Source organism: Nocardiopsis sp. MT53 (genome assembly GCF_019598965.1).
GTDB lineage: Bacteria > Actinomycetota > Actinomycetes > Streptosporangiales > Streptosporangiaceae > Nocardiopsis > Nocardiopsis changdeensis.
In genome coordinates this window covers 5,842,299-5,858,531 of the sequence record NZ_CP080599.1, presented here as the reverse complement: position 1 = coordinate 5,858,531, position 16,233 = coordinate 5,842,299, and the positions used below count along the sequence as shown (strand labels likewise).

15 protein-coding genes are annotated in these 16,233 nt (G+C 74.2%); 7 read left to right on the top strand and 8 right to left on the bottom strand.

All coding sequences use genetic code 11. The annotated features are described in order from the left end of the window. Positions 1-55 precede the first annotated feature (55 nt). Positions 56-1,834, bottom strand: a complete 1,779-nt coding sequence (locus K1J57_RS26090; protein ID WP_220561366.1) for a GAF domain-containing sensor histidine kinase — start codon at positions 1,832-1,834, stop codon at positions 56-58. 467 nt (positions 1,835-2,301) lie between these two features. Between K1J57_RS26090 and K1J57_RS26085 the strand changes: the two genes are divergently transcribed. Continuing rightward, the gene (locus K1J57_RS26085; RefSeq protein ID WP_255646609.1) at positions 2,302-2,907 is read left to right on the top strand and encodes an HAD family phosphatase; all 606 of its coding nucleotides are present in this window, start codon (positions 2,302-2,304) and stop codon (positions 2,905-2,907) included. Positions 2,908-2,958: 51 nt separating this feature from the next. On the opposite strand, the gene K1J57_RS26080 is transcribed toward K1J57_RS26085, so the two are convergent. Further along, positions 2,959-4,323 (bottom strand): MFS transporter, encoded by a 1,365-nt coding sequence (locus K1J57_RS26080; protein WP_220561365.1) that lies wholly within the window; start codon positions 4,321-4,323, stop codon positions 2,959-2,961. A 281-nt stretch (positions 4,324-4,604) separates the two neighbouring features. Here K1J57_RS26080 and K1J57_RS26075 point away from each other — a divergent pair, with 281 nt between their 5' ends. After that, the gene (locus K1J57_RS26075; RefSeq protein ID WP_220561364.1) at positions 4,605-5,798 is read left to right on the top strand and encodes an NAD(P)/FAD-dependent oxidoreductase; all 1,194 of its coding nucleotides are present in this window, start codon (positions 4,605-4,607) and stop codon (positions 5,796-5,798) included. A gap of 10 nt (positions 5,799-5,808) precedes the next feature. Here K1J57_RS26075 and K1J57_RS26070 read toward each other — a convergent pair whose 3' ends face one another. Together K1J57_RS26070 and K1J57_RS26065 are read right to left on the bottom strand one after the other, a co-directional pair. Beyond that, on the bottom strand, positions 5,809-6,489 hold the full coding sequence (locus K1J57_RS26070; RefSeq protein WP_220561363.1) for a nucleoside/nucleotide kinase family protein: 681 nt from the start codon (positions 6,487-6,489) through the stop codon (positions 5,809-5,811). 83 nt (positions 6,490-6,572) lie between these two features. Next, positions 6,573-7,109, bottom strand: coding sequence for an NUDIX hydrolase family protein (locus tag K1J57_RS26065; protein WP_220561362.1), 537 nt, complete (start codon positions 7,107-7,109; stop codon positions 6,573-6,575). 360 nt (positions 7,110-7,469) lie between these two features. Here K1J57_RS26065 and K1J57_RS26060 point away from each other — a divergent pair, with 360 nt between their 5' ends. Next, a complete protein-coding gene (locus K1J57_RS26060) occupies positions 7,470-7,808 on the top strand; it encodes an STAS domain-containing protein (RefSeq protein WP_220561361.1) in 339 nt (112 codons plus the stop codon). 164 nt (positions 7,809-7,972) lie between these two features. Here the strand turns inward: K1J57_RS26060 and K1J57_RS26055 are convergent, their stop codons facing one another. Beyond that, positions 7,973-9,673, bottom strand: a complete 1,701-nt coding sequence (locus K1J57_RS26055) for a PH domain-containing protein (RefSeq protein ID WP_220561360.1) — start codon at positions 9,671-9,673, stop codon at positions 7,973-7,975. Then, positions 9,670-10,167 carry a PH domain-containing protein gene (locus tag K1J57_RS26050; protein WP_220561359.1) on the bottom strand — a complete coding sequence of 166 codons (498 nt, stop codon included), beginning with the start codon at positions 10,165-10,167 and terminating at the stop codon, positions 9,670-9,672. The genes K1J57_RS26055 and K1J57_RS26050 overlap by 4 nt, the downstream gene beginning before the upstream one ends. Before the next feature lie 108 nt (positions 10,168-10,275). Between K1J57_RS26050 and K1J57_RS26045 the strand changes: the two genes are divergently transcribed. Next, positions 10,276-11,202: an SPFH domain-containing protein gene (locus K1J57_RS26045; protein WP_220561358.1), complete on the top strand. Its 927-nt coding sequence runs from the start codon at positions 10,276-10,278 to the stop codon at positions 11,200-11,202. Positions 11,203-11,217: 15 nt separating this feature from the next. Then, positions 11,218-11,439, top strand: coding sequence for a hypothetical protein (locus tag K1J57_RS26040; protein ID WP_220561357.1), 222 nt, complete (start codon positions 11,218-11,220; stop codon positions 11,437-11,439). Between the two features lie 68 nt (positions 11,440-11,507). Here the strand turns inward: K1J57_RS26040 and K1J57_RS26035 are convergent, their stop codons facing one another. Further along, a complete protein-coding gene (locus K1J57_RS26035) occupies positions 11,508-13,169 on the bottom strand; it encodes an FAD-binding dehydrogenase (RefSeq protein WP_220561356.1) in 1,662 nt (553 codons plus the stop codon). 238 nt (positions 13,170-13,407) lie between these two features. On the opposite strand from K1J57_RS26035, the gene K1J57_RS26030 reads away from it, so the two are divergent. Both K1J57_RS26030 and K1J57_RS26025 read left to right on the top strand, forming a co-directional pair. Further along, positions 13,408-14,211: a hypothetical protein gene (locus K1J57_RS26030; RefSeq protein WP_220561355.1), complete on the top strand. Its 804-nt coding sequence runs from the start codon at positions 13,408-13,410 to the stop codon at positions 14,209-14,211. Between the two features lies 1 nt (position 14,212). Continuing rightward, the gene (locus K1J57_RS26025) at positions 14,213-15,028 is read left to right on the top strand and encodes a hypothetical protein (RefSeq protein ID WP_220561354.1); all 816 of its coding nucleotides are present in this window, start codon (positions 14,213-14,215) and stop codon (positions 15,026-15,028) included. A gap of 34 nt (positions 15,029-15,062) precedes the next feature. Here K1J57_RS26025 and K1J57_RS26020 read toward each other — a convergent pair whose 3' ends face one another. After that, positions 15,063-16,157: a zinc-binding dehydrogenase gene (locus tag K1J57_RS26020; protein WP_220561353.1), complete on the bottom strand. Its 1,095-nt coding sequence runs from the start codon at positions 16,155-16,157 to the stop codon at positions 15,063-15,065. Positions 16,158-16,233 lie beyond the last annotated feature (76 nt).

Genomic DNA, 16,233 nt, shown 5'->3' with positions numbered 1-16,233 from the left:
CCGGTCGGGCGGGCGCGGCGCCGGGGCGCGCCCCGCCCGGGCCGGGCGCGCCCGCTCAGGCGCGGGCGCGGGCGGGCACCGCCCAGCGCACCGTGGTGCCCCCGCCCGGGGCGGAGTCGATCTCCACCGAACCGCCGAGCTCCTCGGCGCGGGAGACGATGTTGCGCAGGCCGCTGCGGTGCGCGTCCTCGGGGATGCCCGCGCCGTCGTCGGAGACCCGCAGCACCACCCGGCCGTCGGCCACCGACACCTCCACGTCCACCGCCGTGGCGTGCGCGTGCCGGGCGGCGTTGGACAGCAGCTCGCGCAGCACCGCCACCAGGTGCCCGCCGGTGGCCTCGTCCACGGCGGTGTCCACCGGCCCCTGGGTGAGCAGCCGGGGAGCGAACCCCAGCGGGTCGGTGGCCCCGTTGACCAGGTCCAGCACCCGCGAGCGCAGCCGGGAGGAGTCCTCGCCCGAGCTCTGCAGGGCGAAGATCGTCGAACGGATCTGCCGGATGGTGTCGTCCAGGTCGGTCACCGCGTTCTGCACCCGCTGGGACGAGGTGGCGTCGTCGATCCGCCGCACCGTGCCCATCAGGGTGATCGCGGTGGCGTACAGCCGCTGGATGACGGTGTCGTGCAGGTCGCGGGCGATGCGGTCGCGGTCCTCCAGGACGCTCAGCCGCTCGGAGTCCAGCCGGGCCTCGGCCAGCTCCAGGGCCACGGCCGCCTGGTCGGCGAAGGCGGCCAGCATGCCCATCCACGCGGTCGGGAACTCCTCCCGGCCCGCGGCGCGCGCCAGCAGCAGCACGCCCCGCGCCCCGCCCGGGGGCCCGAACGGCAGCACCAGGATCGCCCCCAGGCCCAGTTCGGCCAGGAACTCGATGCCCGGGTCGCAGTGCTCGGAGATGTCGGTGCGGATCGGGTCGCCGCTCAGGTAGACCCGCCCCAGCAGGGTGCCCGGGGTGCACGCGAGCGTGGCGCCCCGCACCCCGGCAGCCAGGGACGCGCCGCGGCGGCCGTGCACCGCCCCCTCCGGCGACCCGTCCCCCTCCGGGGCGTCCCACACCCGCACGGTGAGGGTGGCCGGCTCCTCGCCCGGCATGGCGATGACGGAGAGGTCGGCGTGCGCCATCAGCCGCGCCCGCCGGGCCACCAGCCGCAGCACCTCCTCGGGCGGCGCGCCCGACAGCAGCCGGGTGGTGATCTGCCCGGAGGCGTCCAGCCAGGTCTCCCGGCTCTGGGTCTCGGCGAACAGCTGGGCGTTCTCGATGGCGGTGCCCGCCGCCGTGGCCAGGGCGCGCAGCAGCAGCTCGTCGTCCCCGGTGAACTGCCCGCCGTCGCGCTTGTCGGTCATGTACAGGTTGCCGAACACCCGGTCGCGGATGCGGATGGGCACCCCCAGGAAGGTGCGCATCACCGGGTGCCCCCTGGGGAAGCCCACCGACTCGGGGTGGTCGGAGACGTCGCCCAGGCGCAGGGGCTCGGGCTCCTTGATGAGCAGCCCCAGGATGCCCTCGCCGCGGGGCCAGTGCTCGATGGAGGAGATCTCGTCCGGGCGCAGCCCCACCGGGATGAACCGGCTCATCTCGCCGTCGGGCCCGATCACGCCCAGCGCCCCGTAGCGGGCGTCGACCAGGCTGCTCGCGGTCTCGGTGATGCGCAGCAGCAGGGGGTCGAGCTCCAGGCCCTCCCCGATGGAGACGACCGCCTCCAGCAGGGTGCGGATGCGCTCCTGGGTCATGGAGATCTCGCTGAGCCGGGAGCGCACCTCGTCGAGCAGGTCGTCCAGCCGCACCTCGGGGAGGGACAGCCGCTCCTGGCCGGGGGCGGTGCCTTCACCGTCACTCATGGGCGCTCTCTCCACCGTTTCTCCGAAGGTCTCCTCCGAGTCTAGGGGCGCCTTTCCGCCACCCGTATCCGGAGTGCCGAACCCCCGGTGCCCACGGTCGCATCCCACGAGGTCACAGGCCTTCCTGAGTTTCCAGATCCATAGAGATCAAAGGTTGAACTCTTTTTATCGGGAAAATGGGACCTTCTTCCCTTGATTTTCCGTCCCCTGCCTGGAGGGGCCGCGGAGCGCGATTTTCCGATCACCAGTGGATCGCATCCCGAGGAGAGTCCCGGACCACCGAGGACCCCTCCCCGAGGGTCTCGGCGCCCACGACCCTCCGCCCCTTCAGGGTAGGCCGGTCCGGCCCGCCCGGGCGGGTTGTCCACAGGGCCGGCCTCCCGCCCGTTCCCCCGGTTCCGTGTGCGCGGAGGACCGCCATCGGGTACGGCTGGAGTGAGCCGCCCACCGACCCCGAGGAGCCCTCCTTGCCCGAGACCGAACCCGGAGCCGTCCTGTTCGACCTGTTCGGCGTGATCGCCCGCCACCAGTCCGCCGAGGGGAAGGAGCGCCTGACCGCCGCCATGGGCGCGGCCGACCCCGCCGCGTTCTGGGACGCCTACTGGGACCTGCGCCTGCCCTACGACCGCGGGGACCTGGACGGGCCCGCCTACTGGAGGGCGGTGGGGGAGCGGCTGGGCCGCGAGGTGGACCCGCCCCTGGCCGCCGCGCTGATCGCGGCCGACATCGACAGCTGGCGGGCGGTGGACCCCGACATGGTCTCCCTGGTGGAGCGGCTGGCCTCGCGGGGCCGCACGGTGGGACTGCTGTCCAACATCCCGGTCGAGCTGGCCGACCGCTTCGAGAAGGACAACCCGTGGCTGGCGGCGTTCTCGGTGCGCGCCTTCTCCGGCCGCCTGGGGGTGGCCAAGCCCGAGCCCGAGGTCTACCTGTGGTGCCTGGAGCGGATGGCGGTCGACCCGGGGGACACCCTGTTCGTGGACGACCGCGGCGAGAACGTGGCGGCCGCCGAGGCGCTGGGCATGGCCGGGCACCTGTTCACCGGCCGCGCCGCCCTCGAGGCGCGCCTGTAGACACACGGCGGGCCCGGGGAGCGCACCGCTCCCCGGGCCCGCCGCCGGGGGTCAGCCGCGCGCGGTGACCCTGACCGGGGTGTCGTCGAGCGAGTCGTCGCGGGTCTCGCGGGTCAGCAGCAGCGCGACCAGCGTGATCACGCTGACCAGCACCAGGTAGCCGCCCACCCACGCGATCCCGAAGGTGCCCGCCAGCCAGGTCGCGATGTAGGGGGCGAACGACGCGCCCAGCAGCCCGGCCAGGTTGTAGGCGGCCGAGGCGCCGGTGTAGCGCACGTTGGTCGGGAACAGCTCCGGCAGCACCGCCGCCATCGGGCCGAAGGTCAGGCCCATCAGCGACAGGCCGATGACCAGGAAGGCCAGCACCCCGACGGTCCCCGAGCCCAGCAGCGGGCCCATGGCGAACCCGAAGACGATGATCGCGGCGGTCACCGCCACCAGGACGGGCTTGCGGCCGAACCGGTCCGACAGCAGCCCGGCGACCGGGGTGAAGATCCCGAAGAACACCACGCCCACCAGCAGGAACACCAGGAACTGGGAGCGGTCGTAGCCCAGGCCGGTCTCCGGGTCGGTGCCGAAGCCCAGCGAGAAGACCGTCATGAGGTAGAAGAGCACGTACGTGGCGACCATGACCAGGGTGCCCAGGATCAGGGCGGCCCAGTTGCGGCGGAACACCTCGACGATGGGCGTGCGCACCTGCTCGCCCGCGGCCAGCACCTTGGCGAACGCGGGGGTCTCGTGCAGGCTCAGGCGCACCCACAGGCCGACCACGATGAGGATCGTCGACAGCAGGAACGGCACCCGCCAGCCCCACGCCAGGAACGTCTCCTCGCTCATGGCCTGGCTCAGGATGAGGAACACGCCGTTGGCGAGGAAGAACCCGATGGGCGCGCCCAGCTGCGGGAACGTCCCGTAGAAGCCGCGCTTGCCCGCGGGTGCGTTCTCGGTGGCCAGCAGGGCGGCCCCGCCCCACTCGCCGCCCAGCCCCAGGCCCTGGCCGAACCGGCACAGCGCCAGCAGCAGCGGGGCGAGGACGCCGACCTGGGCGTAGGTGGGCAGCACGCCGATGCCGACGGTGGCGATGCCCATGGTGAGCAGGGACGCCACCAGGGTGGCCTTGCGGCCGACGCGGTCGCCGAAGTGGCCGAACACCCAGGAGCCGATGGGGCGGGCCACGAACGCGATGGCGAAGGTGGCCAGCGACTGCAGGCGGGCGGCCATCATGTCGCCCTCGGGGAAGAACAGCGCCGGGAAGACCAGGACCGCGGCGGTCGCGTAGATGTAGAAGTCGTAGAACTCGACGGACGTGCCCACGAGGCTGGCGGTGAGCACCTTGCGTCGCGGGTTGGTCGGCGGGTCCACCGGCGCGGGGGTGCCGCGCTCCGGTGCCGGGTGCTGTTCGGCGACGTCCGTCATGGGACTTCTTTCCAGGTCAGAGCGATGGTCTGCAAAGGGAGGATGACCGGATCGTAGACCTAATGGACACTATGTGGGATATTTGTCTCGCCATATGGACAAGGGGGTGGGGGTGCGTCCACTCCCCGAGAGGGCGCGGAACCGCGGAACGCCTTTCCCGCAGGGGGTCCGGGAGGGCCTATGGCGTCGGCCACACCCGGGGGACCGGCGCGCGGGCATGTCACATCCGCGGCGGCCCGAACCGTCCATGGGGCGACGGAACACTCCACCGGGAGGCACCCATGGTCCACGAACTCCTCGTCCTCGGCGCCGGATACGCCGGACTCGCCGCCGCCCGGCGCGCCGCCCACCACGTTCGCGCGAACGGCGCGGGGCTGCGCGTCACCCTGGTCAACGCCACCGACACGTTCGTCGAACGGGTCCGCCTGCACGAGGTGGCCGCCGGGCGCGACGTCGGAGTCCACCCCCTGGCCGACTCCCTGAACCCCGCCATCGATCTCGTCGTCGGCCGGGTGGAGGCCGTGGACACCGAGGCGCGCACCGTCGACGTCCGCACCGGGGACCGGTTCCGCACCCTGCGCTACGACACCCTCGTGTACGCGCTGGGCAGCACCGCCGCGGCCGACGCGGCACCCGGGGCCGCCGAGCACGCGGTCACCCTGGCCGGGCTGGAGGGCGCCCGCGAGGTGGCCCGACGCATCGCCCGGGAGCGCCCCCGCACCCTCACCGTCGTCGGCGGCGGACTGACCGGCCTGGAGGCCGTCACCGAGATCGCCGAGGCCCACGCGGGCATGGACGTGCGGCTGGTGACCTCGGGCCCGGTGGCGGCCGGCGTCGGCGCCAGGGGCCGGGCCCACGTCCGCCGGGTCCTGGACCGCCTGGACGTCTCCGTCCGCGAGCACACGCGGGTCGCCGCGGTGGAGGCGGGCCACGTCAAGCTGGAGGACGGGGACCTGCTGGAGAGCGACCTCACCGTGTGGAACGCCGGGTTCGACGTCTCCCCGCTGGCGGCCGGGGCCGGGCTGGCCGTGGACGGCTCCGGGCGGGCCCTCGTCGACGGCACCCAGCGGTCGGTCTCCCACCCGGACGTGTACGTGGTGGGCGACGCCGCCCACGCCGACGCCGTGGACGGCCGGGAGCTGCGCATGTCCTGCGCGATGGGGCTGCCCATGGGGACCGCGGCGGCCGATGCCGTCGCCGCCCGGCTGGCCGGGCGCGAGCCGGACGCCGCCCCCTTCGGCTACCTGTTCCAGTGCGTCAGCCTGGGGCGGCGTGACGGGCTCATCCAGTTCGTGCACGCCGACGACTCCCCGCGCGGGGCCTTCCTGACCGGGGGCCTGGCCGCCCGCTACAAGGAGATGATCGTGTCGTCCGCCTACGGCGGGCTCCGGGGGAGCGGCAAGCAGGGCTCCGCCGAGGGGTACCTGTGGCTGGTGCGCGGGTCGGCCCGCCGGTTCCTGCGCCGGGCCGCCTGAGCGGCGGGGCTCAGCCGCCCGCGGCCCCCTCGGCGCCCCCGGGGCGCCGGGGCACCGCGCCGGTGGGGACGACGCGGGTGCAGGCGCTCCTGAAGCGCTTGACGAGCTCCCCGTTGGCGCGGTCGCTGCGCTCCACCCACTCCCGGGCGGCGGCCTCGTCGCGGCCGCCCGCCAGCTGGCGGCGCAGCAGGCGCTCCTCGCGCAGCGCGTCGTCGGCCTCCACGTACCAGAGTTCGGCGAACAGCGGGCGCAGGGACCCCCAGGGCTCGGCGTCCCAGGCCAGGTAGTTGCCCTCGGTGACGACGAGCCGGGTGCCGGGCCCGATCACGTGGCGGGCGGCGACGGGCTCGTGCAGCCGCCGGTCGTAGTCGGGGACGTAGACCGGGTGGTCGGTTTCGGTGAGGAGCCGCCGCACCAGGGCGGCGTACCCGTGCGCGTCGAAGGTGTCGGGGGCGCCCTTGCGGTCCAGCCGCCCCAGCCGCTCCAACTGGGCGTTGGACAGGTGGAAGCCGTCCATGGGCAGGTAGCCGGCGGTGCCCGGGGCGGTCCGGGCGTCGGCCTCGGCGACCAGCTGCCGGGCCAGGGTGGACTTGCCCGCCCCGGGGGCGCCGGTCAGGCCGAGCAGGGCGCGGCCCCGGGCGGGGACCAGGGCCAGGGCGTCGTCGACGAGGGCGGCCAGGGCTTCGGGCATGGGTAGAGGGTACGCCCTCGCGGTGTCCCCGTGCCCGGGGGCGGGGAAGGGGCCCCGCGGCGCCGCCGCGGGGCCCGCCCGGCTCAGGGGGCGTGCCCCACGTGGGCCAGCGCCTGGCGCAGCAGGACGTCCTGGCCGTCGTTCATCTCCGCGTGGACCACGGGGTCGGCGGCCTCGGCGGGGGTGAGCCACACCAGGTCCAGGGCGTCCTGGCGGGGCTGGCAGTCGCCCGACACCGGCACGATGTAGGCCAGCGCCACCGCGTGCTGGCGCGGGTCGTGGAACGGGGTCACCCCGGGGGTGGGGAAGTACTCGGCGACGGTGAACGGCTGCGGGGAGGCCGGGACGCGGGGCAGTGCCACCGGGCCCAGGTCCTTCTCCAGGTGGCGCAGCAGCGCGTCGCGGACCCGCTCGTGGTACAGGACCCGGCCCGAGACCACCGACCGGTGGAACCGGCCGTCGGGGGTCGCCCGCATCAGCAGGCCGACGTGGGTGACCTGGCCGACCTCGTCGACCCGGACCGGGACGGCCTGCACGTACACCAGGGGCATGCGGCCGCGGATGCCCTCCAGCTCCTGGGCTGAGAACCAGCCGGGTCGGGTCTCGGCGGTTTCGGTCATGGGGTGCGCGGCGCGGTCCCGCCCGGCAGGGCGGAAGGGGTGCGCCGCTCCCTCCCTTCTGTGCGCTGTGCGTCGGCCCGGGGCCTCAAGGACACCATGTGTCCCTACCGCTTTTACCGCACTCGGGCGCCCGGGGCACGGTGCGGGGGTGCGTCCGGGTGTGTCCGAGAGAGGTGTGCGGGCCTTCCCCGGAGGCCGAGGACGCCGGCCCGGGGGTGAGGTGAACCTGTCCCCGCGGCCACATCGGCGAGTTTTCGGGGGTTTTCCTCGCAAAAGCCTGACGGAACCTCTCTGGAGAGGTTACGATCTCGTACGCGGTTGCGTAGTGGAAAGATTACGTCCGGTGAGAGGTGGCCTCGAGTGGCACGGGATGTCCGGTTCCAGGAATGTCTCCCGCACACCGGTGTGACGGTGGTATCGGTGGAGGGCGAGATCGACCTGGCCACCGTCCCGGGCCTGCGCGCCCGGTTGGCGGCGGCGGCCCGCGAGGAGGGCTGTGAGTGCCTGGTCGTGGACCTGGCGGGTGTGGGGTTCCTGGACGCGAGCGGCGTGGGCGCCCTCGTGGCGGCGCAGCGGGCGATGAACGCCCGGGGCGGCCGCCTCGTGCTGGCCCGGCCGCGCCCGGTCGTCTCCCGGGTCCTGGGGATCCTGGGCCTGGACCGGGTCTTCGAGATCGTGCCCGCCCCGGCCGCCCGCTGAGCACACCCCGGCCCCCGGCGCGGGAAACGCGCCGGGGGCCGGAGCGCGGACCGGGGCCTTCGGGCCGGGGGCGGGGCCCGGGATGCGGTGCCCCCCGGCCGTGATGGCCACGTCGTCGACGGGGGCCGCCCGGCGCCGTACCGGCCCCCGGTCCGGGGGAGCGCTCAGCCGCGCTCCCCGTCCGCCCCCTCCGGCTCCCCGTCGCGCTCCAGGAACTGGGTCAGCAGGTCCGGGACGGCCAGCGCCGCCCAGGCCAGCCCCTGGCCCAGCCCGACGTCGGCGGCGGTGTACATGCCCTTGCCCGAGGCGGTGGTGGCCGACACGTGCGCCAGCCCGGCCCGGCGCTGGAACGGCGTGCGGGTGATCCGCCAGCCGATCACCGCCGACCGCTCCAGGGTCGTGGTGTCGCGCACCGCCATGCCCCGGCGCACCACCAGGTAGCGCGGGTGCAGGCCGTGCCCCAGCGCCCGGTGGGAGCCGACCGCGTACCAGAACGCCACCACCGCGAACGCGGCCCCCAGCAGCCACCAGCCCCAGGGCGGGGCGGCCTCCACCAGGTGGGTGACGACCGGCAGCGGGTTGAGCTGTTCCTCGATCTCGTGGGCGGCGTCCCACCACGCGGCCTCGGCCAGCGTGTGCAGCCACGCCAGCCCGCCGGCGACGGCGAAGCCCGCCAGCGAGGCCCACCCGGCGCGGACCAGGCGGCGGCTCAGGGCCGACCGCGGGTGCGCGGTCAGCGGCAGGTCCAGGGGCGACTCGGGGGTGCGCATCAGGTCCGCGGCCAGCTCCCGGGCTCGGTCCCGGGGCATCGGCGGGGAGAGGCGGCTCTTGGCCTGGGTCTTCTCCGCGTCCGCGGCCCCCAGGCCGGTGGCGACCGCGCGCACGTCCGCGCCTCCGGCGGAGCGCAGCACCAGGGGCTCGTGCAGGGTGACCCCGTTGAGGCGCCGGCCCTCGATCGTCAGGGACTGGCTGTTGAGCAGGCCCCGGCGCATGACCACCGTTCCGTTGGACTCCCGGGTCAGCCGGTAGTCCCACCAGGTCTCCACCGCGACGGCCACCAGGACGACCGTGCCCGACACCAGCAGGCCCACCAGCGCCGCCGGGACGACGAACAGCAGCCGGGCCATGACGAACGCGCCGATCTCCGCGGTGCTGGGCAGCCCGGCCTGCTCGGAGATCCACCGGTAGATCCAGCCCTCGGACTGGGCGTTGGCGCCGATCAGGGCCGCTATGGCACCGATGCCGATACCCAGGGTGGCGGTGGTGGCCGGGGCGTAGGCGAACCACCGCCGGTCCAGGCGGGCCAGCTCCAGGCCGTCGGCCTCCTCCGCGCCCCCCGCGCCCTCCGCCCCTTCGGTGCTCCCGGCGGCCGGCGTTTCGCGGTACAGCAGCTCGCGGCGCAGCCGCTCGCCCTGGGCGGCGGTGACGAACTGGAGTTTGACCTGGTCGGATCCGGAGTCGACCTGCTCGCCGGTGCCGACGGTGACGACGCACAGGCCGAAGGGCCGGGCGTAGACCGGCGCCGCCACGTCCACACTGCGCACGCGCTCGCGCGGCACCGAGCGGTAGGCCTTGGCGACCACGCCCGAGCGCATCTCCATGCGCTCGTCGGTGACGCGGTAGGAGACCGCCTTCAGGACCATCATGTCCAGGGCGGTGAGCCCGGCGATGAGCGCCAGGGCCCCGGGCAGCGGGGCCAGGGCCCACCAGGCCAGGTCCAGGACGATCAGGACGACGGTGCCCACGACGGCGGCGGGGACGATGAAGAGGGCGCCGGCGGCGGTGTTGGCCCACACGCTGAGCGGGCTCAGGCCCTGCCAGTCGCCCAGCGGGCGTTCGGTCGGGGGTCGCTGCGCGGTGGTCACGTGGCATCCCCCGGAACCGCCTGGGTGGTCTCGGTGAGCTGGTCGGCGACCCGGGTCGCCAGGGCGTGGTCCAGGCCCGCGATCTCGATCGGCCCGGCGGCCGAGGCGGTCGTGACGGTCACGCTGGACAGCCCGAACGCCCGCTGGAGCGGCCCGCGCGCGGTGTCCACGGTCTGGATGCGCGACATGGGGGCCACCCGCCACTCCTGCCAGAACCAGCCGCTGGAGGCGTAGACGGCGGTGTCGGTGACCTCCCAGCGGTGGACCCGGTACCGCCACTGCGGCATCACGAAGGTGATCAGCAGGCCGGGGACCCCGATGGCGGCGGCCGCGAGCAGGAACCAGAAGCGGACCGGCTCCCAGATCAGGGCGGGGACGACGGGGACCGCGGTGAGGGCGACCGTCGCGATCAGCGAACGGGTGGTCCACCAGCGGACGGCCCGGGGGTCCACGCGGTGGTGCGGCGGGCGCAAACGCGGTGTGTCGGTGGTCATCGCGTCCACGTCTCCTCTCGGTCTTGTGGGCCCCTGTGGCCCGGCTCCTATAAAAAGTGATATCACAATGCTATGCTCGCGTCATCACTTGAGAGAGAAGGAACGCACATGACCGAATCCGCCGCCCCCGCCCCCGGCTACCGGGAGGCCCCGCAGTACCGTGAGACCACGGCCAAGAGCCGCGACGGCATCGGCATGTTCCTGCTGGCCCTGCTGATCGTGCTCGTCGGCGCCGCCGTCGCCGGTTCGCCCTTCCTGGTCGAGGCCGTGCCGCTCCTCGCGGCGATCATCGTCGGCGCCGTCATCGCCGTCGTCGGCCTCTTCCTCATGCTGGGGCTGACCATGGTCTCCCCCAACGAGGCCCGCGTCGTCCAGCTCTTCGGCCGCTACGTCGGCAGCGTGCGCACCGACGGCCTGCGCTGGGTGAACCCGCTGACCGACCGCAACGCCGTCTCCACGCGCATCCGCAACCACGAGACCTCCGTCATGAAGGTCAACGACGCCTCGGGCAGCCCCATCGAGATCGCCGCCGTCGTCGTGTGGCAGGTGGAGGACACCGCCCGCGCCACCTTCGAGGTCGACGACTTCGTGGAGTTCGTGTCCATCCAGACCGAGGCCGCCGTGCGCCACATCGCCGGCCACTACCCGTACGACTCCTACGACGCCGAGGGTGCCCTGTCCCTGCGCGACAACGCCGACGCCATCACCGAGCGCATGTCGGAGGAGGTCGGACAGCGGGTCGAGGCCGCGGGCGTGCGCATCGTGGAGTCCCGCTTCACGCACCTGGCGTACGCGCCCGAGATCGCCCAGGCCATGCTCCAGCGCCAGCAGGCGGGCGCCCTGATCGCCGCCCGCCAGGAGATCGTCGAGGGCGCCGTGGGCATGGTCGACCGGGCCCTGTCGCGGCTGTCCGAGGAGCACGTGGTCGAGCTCGACGAGGAGCGCAAGGCCACCATGGTCAGCAACCTGCTGGTCGTGCTGTGCTCGGACCGCCCCGCCAGCCCGGTCGTGAACACGGGGACGCTGTACCAGTAACGGGGTGAGGTGGCCGTGCCGGAGCGCAAGAAGGTGCTGCTGAGGCTCGACCCCGCCGTCCACGACGCCTTGGCGCGGTGGGCGGGCCAGGAGTTGCGCAGCACCAACGCCCAGATCGAATTCCTTCTGCGCCGCGCCCTCGACGACGCGGGGCGGATGCCGAAGGAGGCCGGGGACATCCCCCGCCGCGGCCGACCCCGCAAGGAGGGGCCCGGGTCCCCGGACTCGGATGGCTGACACCCCCTGCGAGCACGAGGCGCCGGACACCCGCGACGGGTGTCCGGCGCCTCGCCTCCGTCAGGGCCTCAGAGCGCGGCCGCGGCGGCGCGGCCGGCGGTCCGGCCCGAGAACAGGCAGCCGCCCAGGAAGGTGCCCTCCAGGGCGCGGTAGCCGTGCACGCCGCCGCCGCCGAACCCGGCGACCTCGCCCGCCGCGTACACGCCCGGCAGCGGGGTGCCGTCGGCGCGCAGCACCCGCGCGTCCAGGTCGGTGTGCAGCCCGCCCAGCGTCTTGCGGGTGAGGATGCGCAGGCGCACCGCGATCAGCGGGCCCGCCTTGGGGTCGAGGATCTGGTGCGGGGACGCCACCCGGATCAGCTTGTCGCCCCGGTAGTTGCGGGCCCCGTGGATCGCCGTCACCTGGAGGTCCTTGGTGAACGTGTTGACCATCTCCCGGTCGCGGGCCACCACCTCGCGGGTGACGGTGTCGGGGTCCAGCACCCCGTCCCCGGCGATCTCCCGCATCTTCTCGATGAGCGCGGGCAGCCGGCCGGCGACCGCGAAGTCCACCCCGTGCTCCTTGAACGCCTCCACCGGTCCGGGCGCGCCCGGCAGCGCGCGCTTGAGGAGGAGCCGGACGTCCTTGCCGGTCAGGTCGGGGTTCTGCTCCGAGCCCGACAGCGCGAACTCCTTCTCGATGATCTTCTGGGAGAGCACGAACCACGTGTAGTCGTGGCCGCTCTTCATGATGTGGTCCAGCGTGCCCAGGGTGTCGAACCCGGGGAAGTACGGGGCGGGCAGCCGCTTGCCGGTGGCGTCCAGCCACAGCGACGAGGGCCCGGGCAGGATGCGGATGCCGTGGCGGGACCAGATCGGGTCCCAGTTCTGGATGCCCTCGGTGTAGTGCCACATGCGGTCGGGGTTGATGATCTGCGCGCCCGCCTGCTCGGTGATGCCGAGCATGCGCCCGTCCACGTGCTCGGGGACGCCCGACAGCATGTGCTCGGGCGGGGTGCCCAGCCGCTCGGGCCAGTTCTTGCGCACCAGATCGTGGTTGGCGCCGATACCGCCGGAGGTGACGACGACCGCCTGCGCGGACAGCTCGAACTCCCCGGCGGCGTCGCGGTTGCTGGCCCGGCCGCGCTCGGCGTCGCTGGGCGCCAGCACGGTGCCGCGCACGCCCGTCACGGCCCCGCCGGTCACGACCAGCTCGTCGACGCGGTGGCGGAACCGCAGGGAGACCAGCCCCCGCTCGGCGGCGGCGCGCACCCGGCGCTCGAACGGGGCGACCACGCCCGGACCGGTGCCCCAGGTGATGTGGAAGCGGGGGACGGAGTTGCCGTGCCCGTCGGCCAGGTAGCCGCCGCGCTCGGCCCAGCCCACGATGGGGAAGAGCCGCAGGCCCATCTGCCGCAGCCAGGAGTACTTCTCCCCGGCGGCGAAGTCCACGTACGCCTCGGCCCACCTGCGCGGCCACGCGTCCTCGGGGCGGTCGAAGCCGGCGGTGCCCATCCAGTCCTGGAGGGCGAGCTCCCTGGAGTCGCGGATGCCCATCCGGCGCTGCTCGGGGGAGTCCACGAAGAACAGGCCGCCGAAGGACCAGAACGCCTGTCCGCCCAGGGACTGTTCGGGTTCCTGGTCGAGCAGGATCACGTGCTTGCCCGCGTCGGCCAGTTCGGCCGCCGCCGCCAGGCCCGCCAGTCCCGCGCCGACGACGATCGCGTCGGCCTGATCCGCTGCGCTGCTCATGGGGGTCGTGTCTCCTCGACTCGGTCGGCCGTGCCCGCGGCACGCTGTGCGCGATGGTGACGACTGTGCTCCTTCGCCGGGCGCGGGGCAAGGGCCATGTGTGCCGTACGCCACAGCTTTTGTCAGCCTGTGACAAACCCGCAGGTATCCGGCATGATCATTCGGCCCGCGTGCGCCCGCTCCCCGCTCGACCGCGCCCGCGCAGGTCCCCGCCCCGACCGTCGACCGAGGATCCCCCGTGTACTTTCCCCCTGCGGCCTTCGACCCCGGCCCCGCGGCCACCGTCATCGGCTTCGCGCTCCTGCTCTTCCTGCTCGCGGTCCCCTACGCGGTGTCCGCCCTGCCCCGGATCGCGCCCGTGTTCACGCGGCCGTCCGGCCTGGTGGCCCTGACCCTGCTCCTGTCCGCCGTGGAGGTGGCGGCGGTCATCGCCTTCCACACCACGGCGGTGCATGGCCTCTCCCTGGGGGACCTGGTGCCCCGGGGGTTCCAGGAGACCGTGCCCGGGTGGCGGGCCCTGGTGGGGGAGGAGCCCCCGTTGTGGCTGGTGTCCGGTGCGGTCGCCGCCCTGTTCGCGATCTTCGTGGTGTGGGCGGTGCGCGAACGGGCACGGGTGCCCGAGCCGCGGCACACCCCCTTGGCCCGTTGGTCGGGCGGGGAGATGCTGCTGTACCGGGCGTCCCTGCCCCTGGGGCTGTCGTGCGGCGTCGCCGCGTACTACCTGGTGCTGTACCCGCTGCTGGCGGCGCACTTCGGGCCGCTGACCGGAGTGCTGGCGGTCGCCCTGGTGTCCGGGTGCCAGTACCGGACGTCCGGGCCCGCGGTGATGCTCTGGTGCTGTGTGATCGAGGCGGGCCTCCTCGGGCTCTACGCCTTCGTGCTTCCGGGAGGGCTGGCCGCGCCCCTGCTCCTGTGGTCCCTGTTCGGGGTGGTGCTCGGCCGGATGGCGGCGAGGCAGCGCCTCGGGGAACTCGGGGAACCGGTCCTGGAGGTTACGGTGCTGGACGCCGACGGCGCGCCGGTGCCGCGGCGGGAGGGCTGACGTGTACTTCGTCCCGCCGGGCTTCGAGCCCGGGCCGACCGCCCTGGCGGTCGCCGCCGCCCTGCTGCTCGTGATGCTCGTGCGTCCGCTCTTCTCCACGCGGACGTACGCGGACGCCCCCGGGGCGCCCGCCCCTCTCACTCAGCTGGCCGTCGTCCACCTGGGGTTCGTCCTCGCGGAGGTGGTCCTGTCGGTGGCCTTCCTCTACACCCTGCACGCGGCGACCCCGGCCGCCCTGGGCCTGGACCCGATGGCGGTGGGGCCCGAGCACCTGTGGATGCCGGAGGGGGCCGGGCACTGGTTCGGCCCGGCCGCCGGCGTCGCCCTGGGCGGGTTCGCGCTGCTCGCCGTGCTCGTGTGGTGGGAGCACCGGGGCGGCCCGGGGGAGCCCCCGCCGCCCGCCGAGCGGCTCGTGCCGCGCACCGCCGCCGGGTGGCGGCTGCTCCTGGCCGTTCCGGTGCTCGACGGGCTGTCCGGGGTGCTCGTGTTCGCCCTGGTCCTCTACCCGACCGTGGCGGTCCTGGTCGACCCCTGGGCGGCGGTGCTGGCGGCGGGCTGGATGTGGGGCTGGCGCAGTTGGCGCTGCCCCATGAACGGCGGGGTCGGTGCGGGCACCCTCTTCGGGGTGTTCGCCGCCCTGCTCTACGCCCTGGGACTTCCGGGTTTCCCGGTCCCGGGGGCGCTGCTCATGGTCGGGATGGGCGTGCACCGGGCGATCCTCTTCCACCGGGTCCTTTCGGCCCTCGCCGACCGGGCCGACGACGAGGCGCCCCTGGAGGTGCTGGAGGTGACGGTGGAGGACCCCGGGCGGCGCTGAGCACGGTGGGGGCGCCGCCGCGCCCCCACCGCGTTCACGCCCCGAAGCGGACCAGCGACCGGCCGCCCTTGCCCTGGCGCATCCGCTCGAACGCGTCGGGCACGCCCGACAGCGGGATCTCGTCGGTCACCATCGCCCCCAGCCGCAGCCCGCCCGAGCGCACGCCCTCGGCGATGACGGGGAGGTCGCGGTCGGGGTCGCTCGACCCGAAGACGCACCCGCGCACGGTGCGGGCCTGGTGGAACAGCTCCAGGGCGTTGAACGACACCTCGTCCTTCACCGACCCCACCCCCACCACGGTGATGGTGCCGCCGCGGCGGCTGATGTTCCAGGCCGTGCGCACCACCTGGGCCGAGCCCACCACCTCGAAGACGTGGTCGGCGCCGCGTCCGCCGGTGAGCGCCCGCACCGCCTTGAACAGGTGCTCGTCGGAGAGCAGGAACTCGGTGGCGCCCAGCGACCGGGCCAGCTCCTCCTTGGCGGGGGAGACGTCCACCGCGACCACCGGGTCGGCCCCGGCCATGCGGGCCGCCTGGAGCACGGACAGGCCCACCCCGCCCAGGCCCATGACCACGACCGACTGGCCCGGGCGCACGGCGGCGGAGTTGTTGACGGCGCCCCATCCGGTGAGCACCGCGCACCCCAGGACGGCGCCGGTGGCCGGGTCCAGGCCGTCGGGCAGCGGCACGACGGCGTCGGCCCCCACCACGGTCGCCTCGGCGAACGCCCCGCAGCCCAGGCCGGGGTGGACGGGGGTGCCGTCGGTGAGGTGGGCGTAGGGGACGGCGGCCCGGTCCAGGGCGTGTTCGCACAGGTGGGGTTCGCCGTTGCGGCAGAACCAGCAGGCCCGGCAGGCCGGGGCCCAGTTGAGGATGACGTGCTGGCCGGGGCTGACGGAGGTGACGCCCTCGCCGACGGCCTCGACGGTCCCGGCGCCCTCGTGGCCCAGGACGGCGGGCCACTTCTGGGGCAGGGTCCCGTTGGACAGGGACAGGTCGGAGTGGCAGACCCCGGCGGCGGCGATGCGCACCCGCACCTGGCCGGAGCCGGGGTCGGGCAGCACCAGGTCGCGGATCTCGGGTGGCGTGCCCGGCGCGGAGAAGACGGCGGCCTTGACGGTCGTACTCATGGGAGGAACTCCAATCACGGACTGCCGCGATCCTAGCGATACCGACCGGTCGGTAAAAGAACGGGGTTCGGTTGTC

Excerpts from the sequence above, each read along its gene's own strand:
- K1J57_RS26090 (WP_220561366.1), bottom strand. The coding sequence starts at position 1,834 with ATGAGTGACGGTGAAGGCACCGCCCCCGGCCAGGAGCGGCTGTCCCTC.
- K1J57_RS26080 (WP_220561365.1), bottom strand. The coding sequence starts at position 4,323 with ATGACGGACGTCGCCGAACAGCACCCGGCACCGGAGCGCGGCACCCCC.
- K1J57_RS26075 (WP_220561364.1), top strand. The coding sequence starts at position 4,605 with ATGGTCCACGAACTCCTCGTCCTCGGCGCCGGATACGCCGGACTCGCC.
- K1J57_RS26070 (WP_220561363.1), bottom strand. The coding sequence starts at position 6,489 with ATGCCCGAAGCCCTGGCCGCCCTCGTCGACGACGCCCTGGCCCTGGTC.
- K1J57_RS26065 (WP_220561362.1), bottom strand. The coding sequence starts at position 7,109 with ATGACCGAAACCGCCGAGACCCGACCCGGCTGGTTCTCAGCCCAGGAG.
- K1J57_RS26050 (WP_220561359.1), bottom strand. The coding sequence starts at position 10,167 with ATGACCACCGACACACCGCGTTTGCGCCCGCCGCACCACCGCGTGGAC.
- K1J57_RS26045 (WP_220561358.1), top strand. The coding sequence starts at position 10,276 with ATGACCGAATCCGCCGCCCCCGCCCCCGGCTACCGGGAGGCCCCGCAG.
- K1J57_RS26035 (WP_220561356.1), bottom strand. The coding sequence starts at position 13,169 with ATGAGCAGCGCAGCGGATCAGGCCGACGCGATCGTCGTCGGCGCGGGA.
- K1J57_RS26020 (WP_220561353.1), bottom strand. The coding sequence starts at position 16,157 with ATGAGTACGACCGTCAAGGCCGCCGTCTTCTCCGCGCCGGGCACGCCA.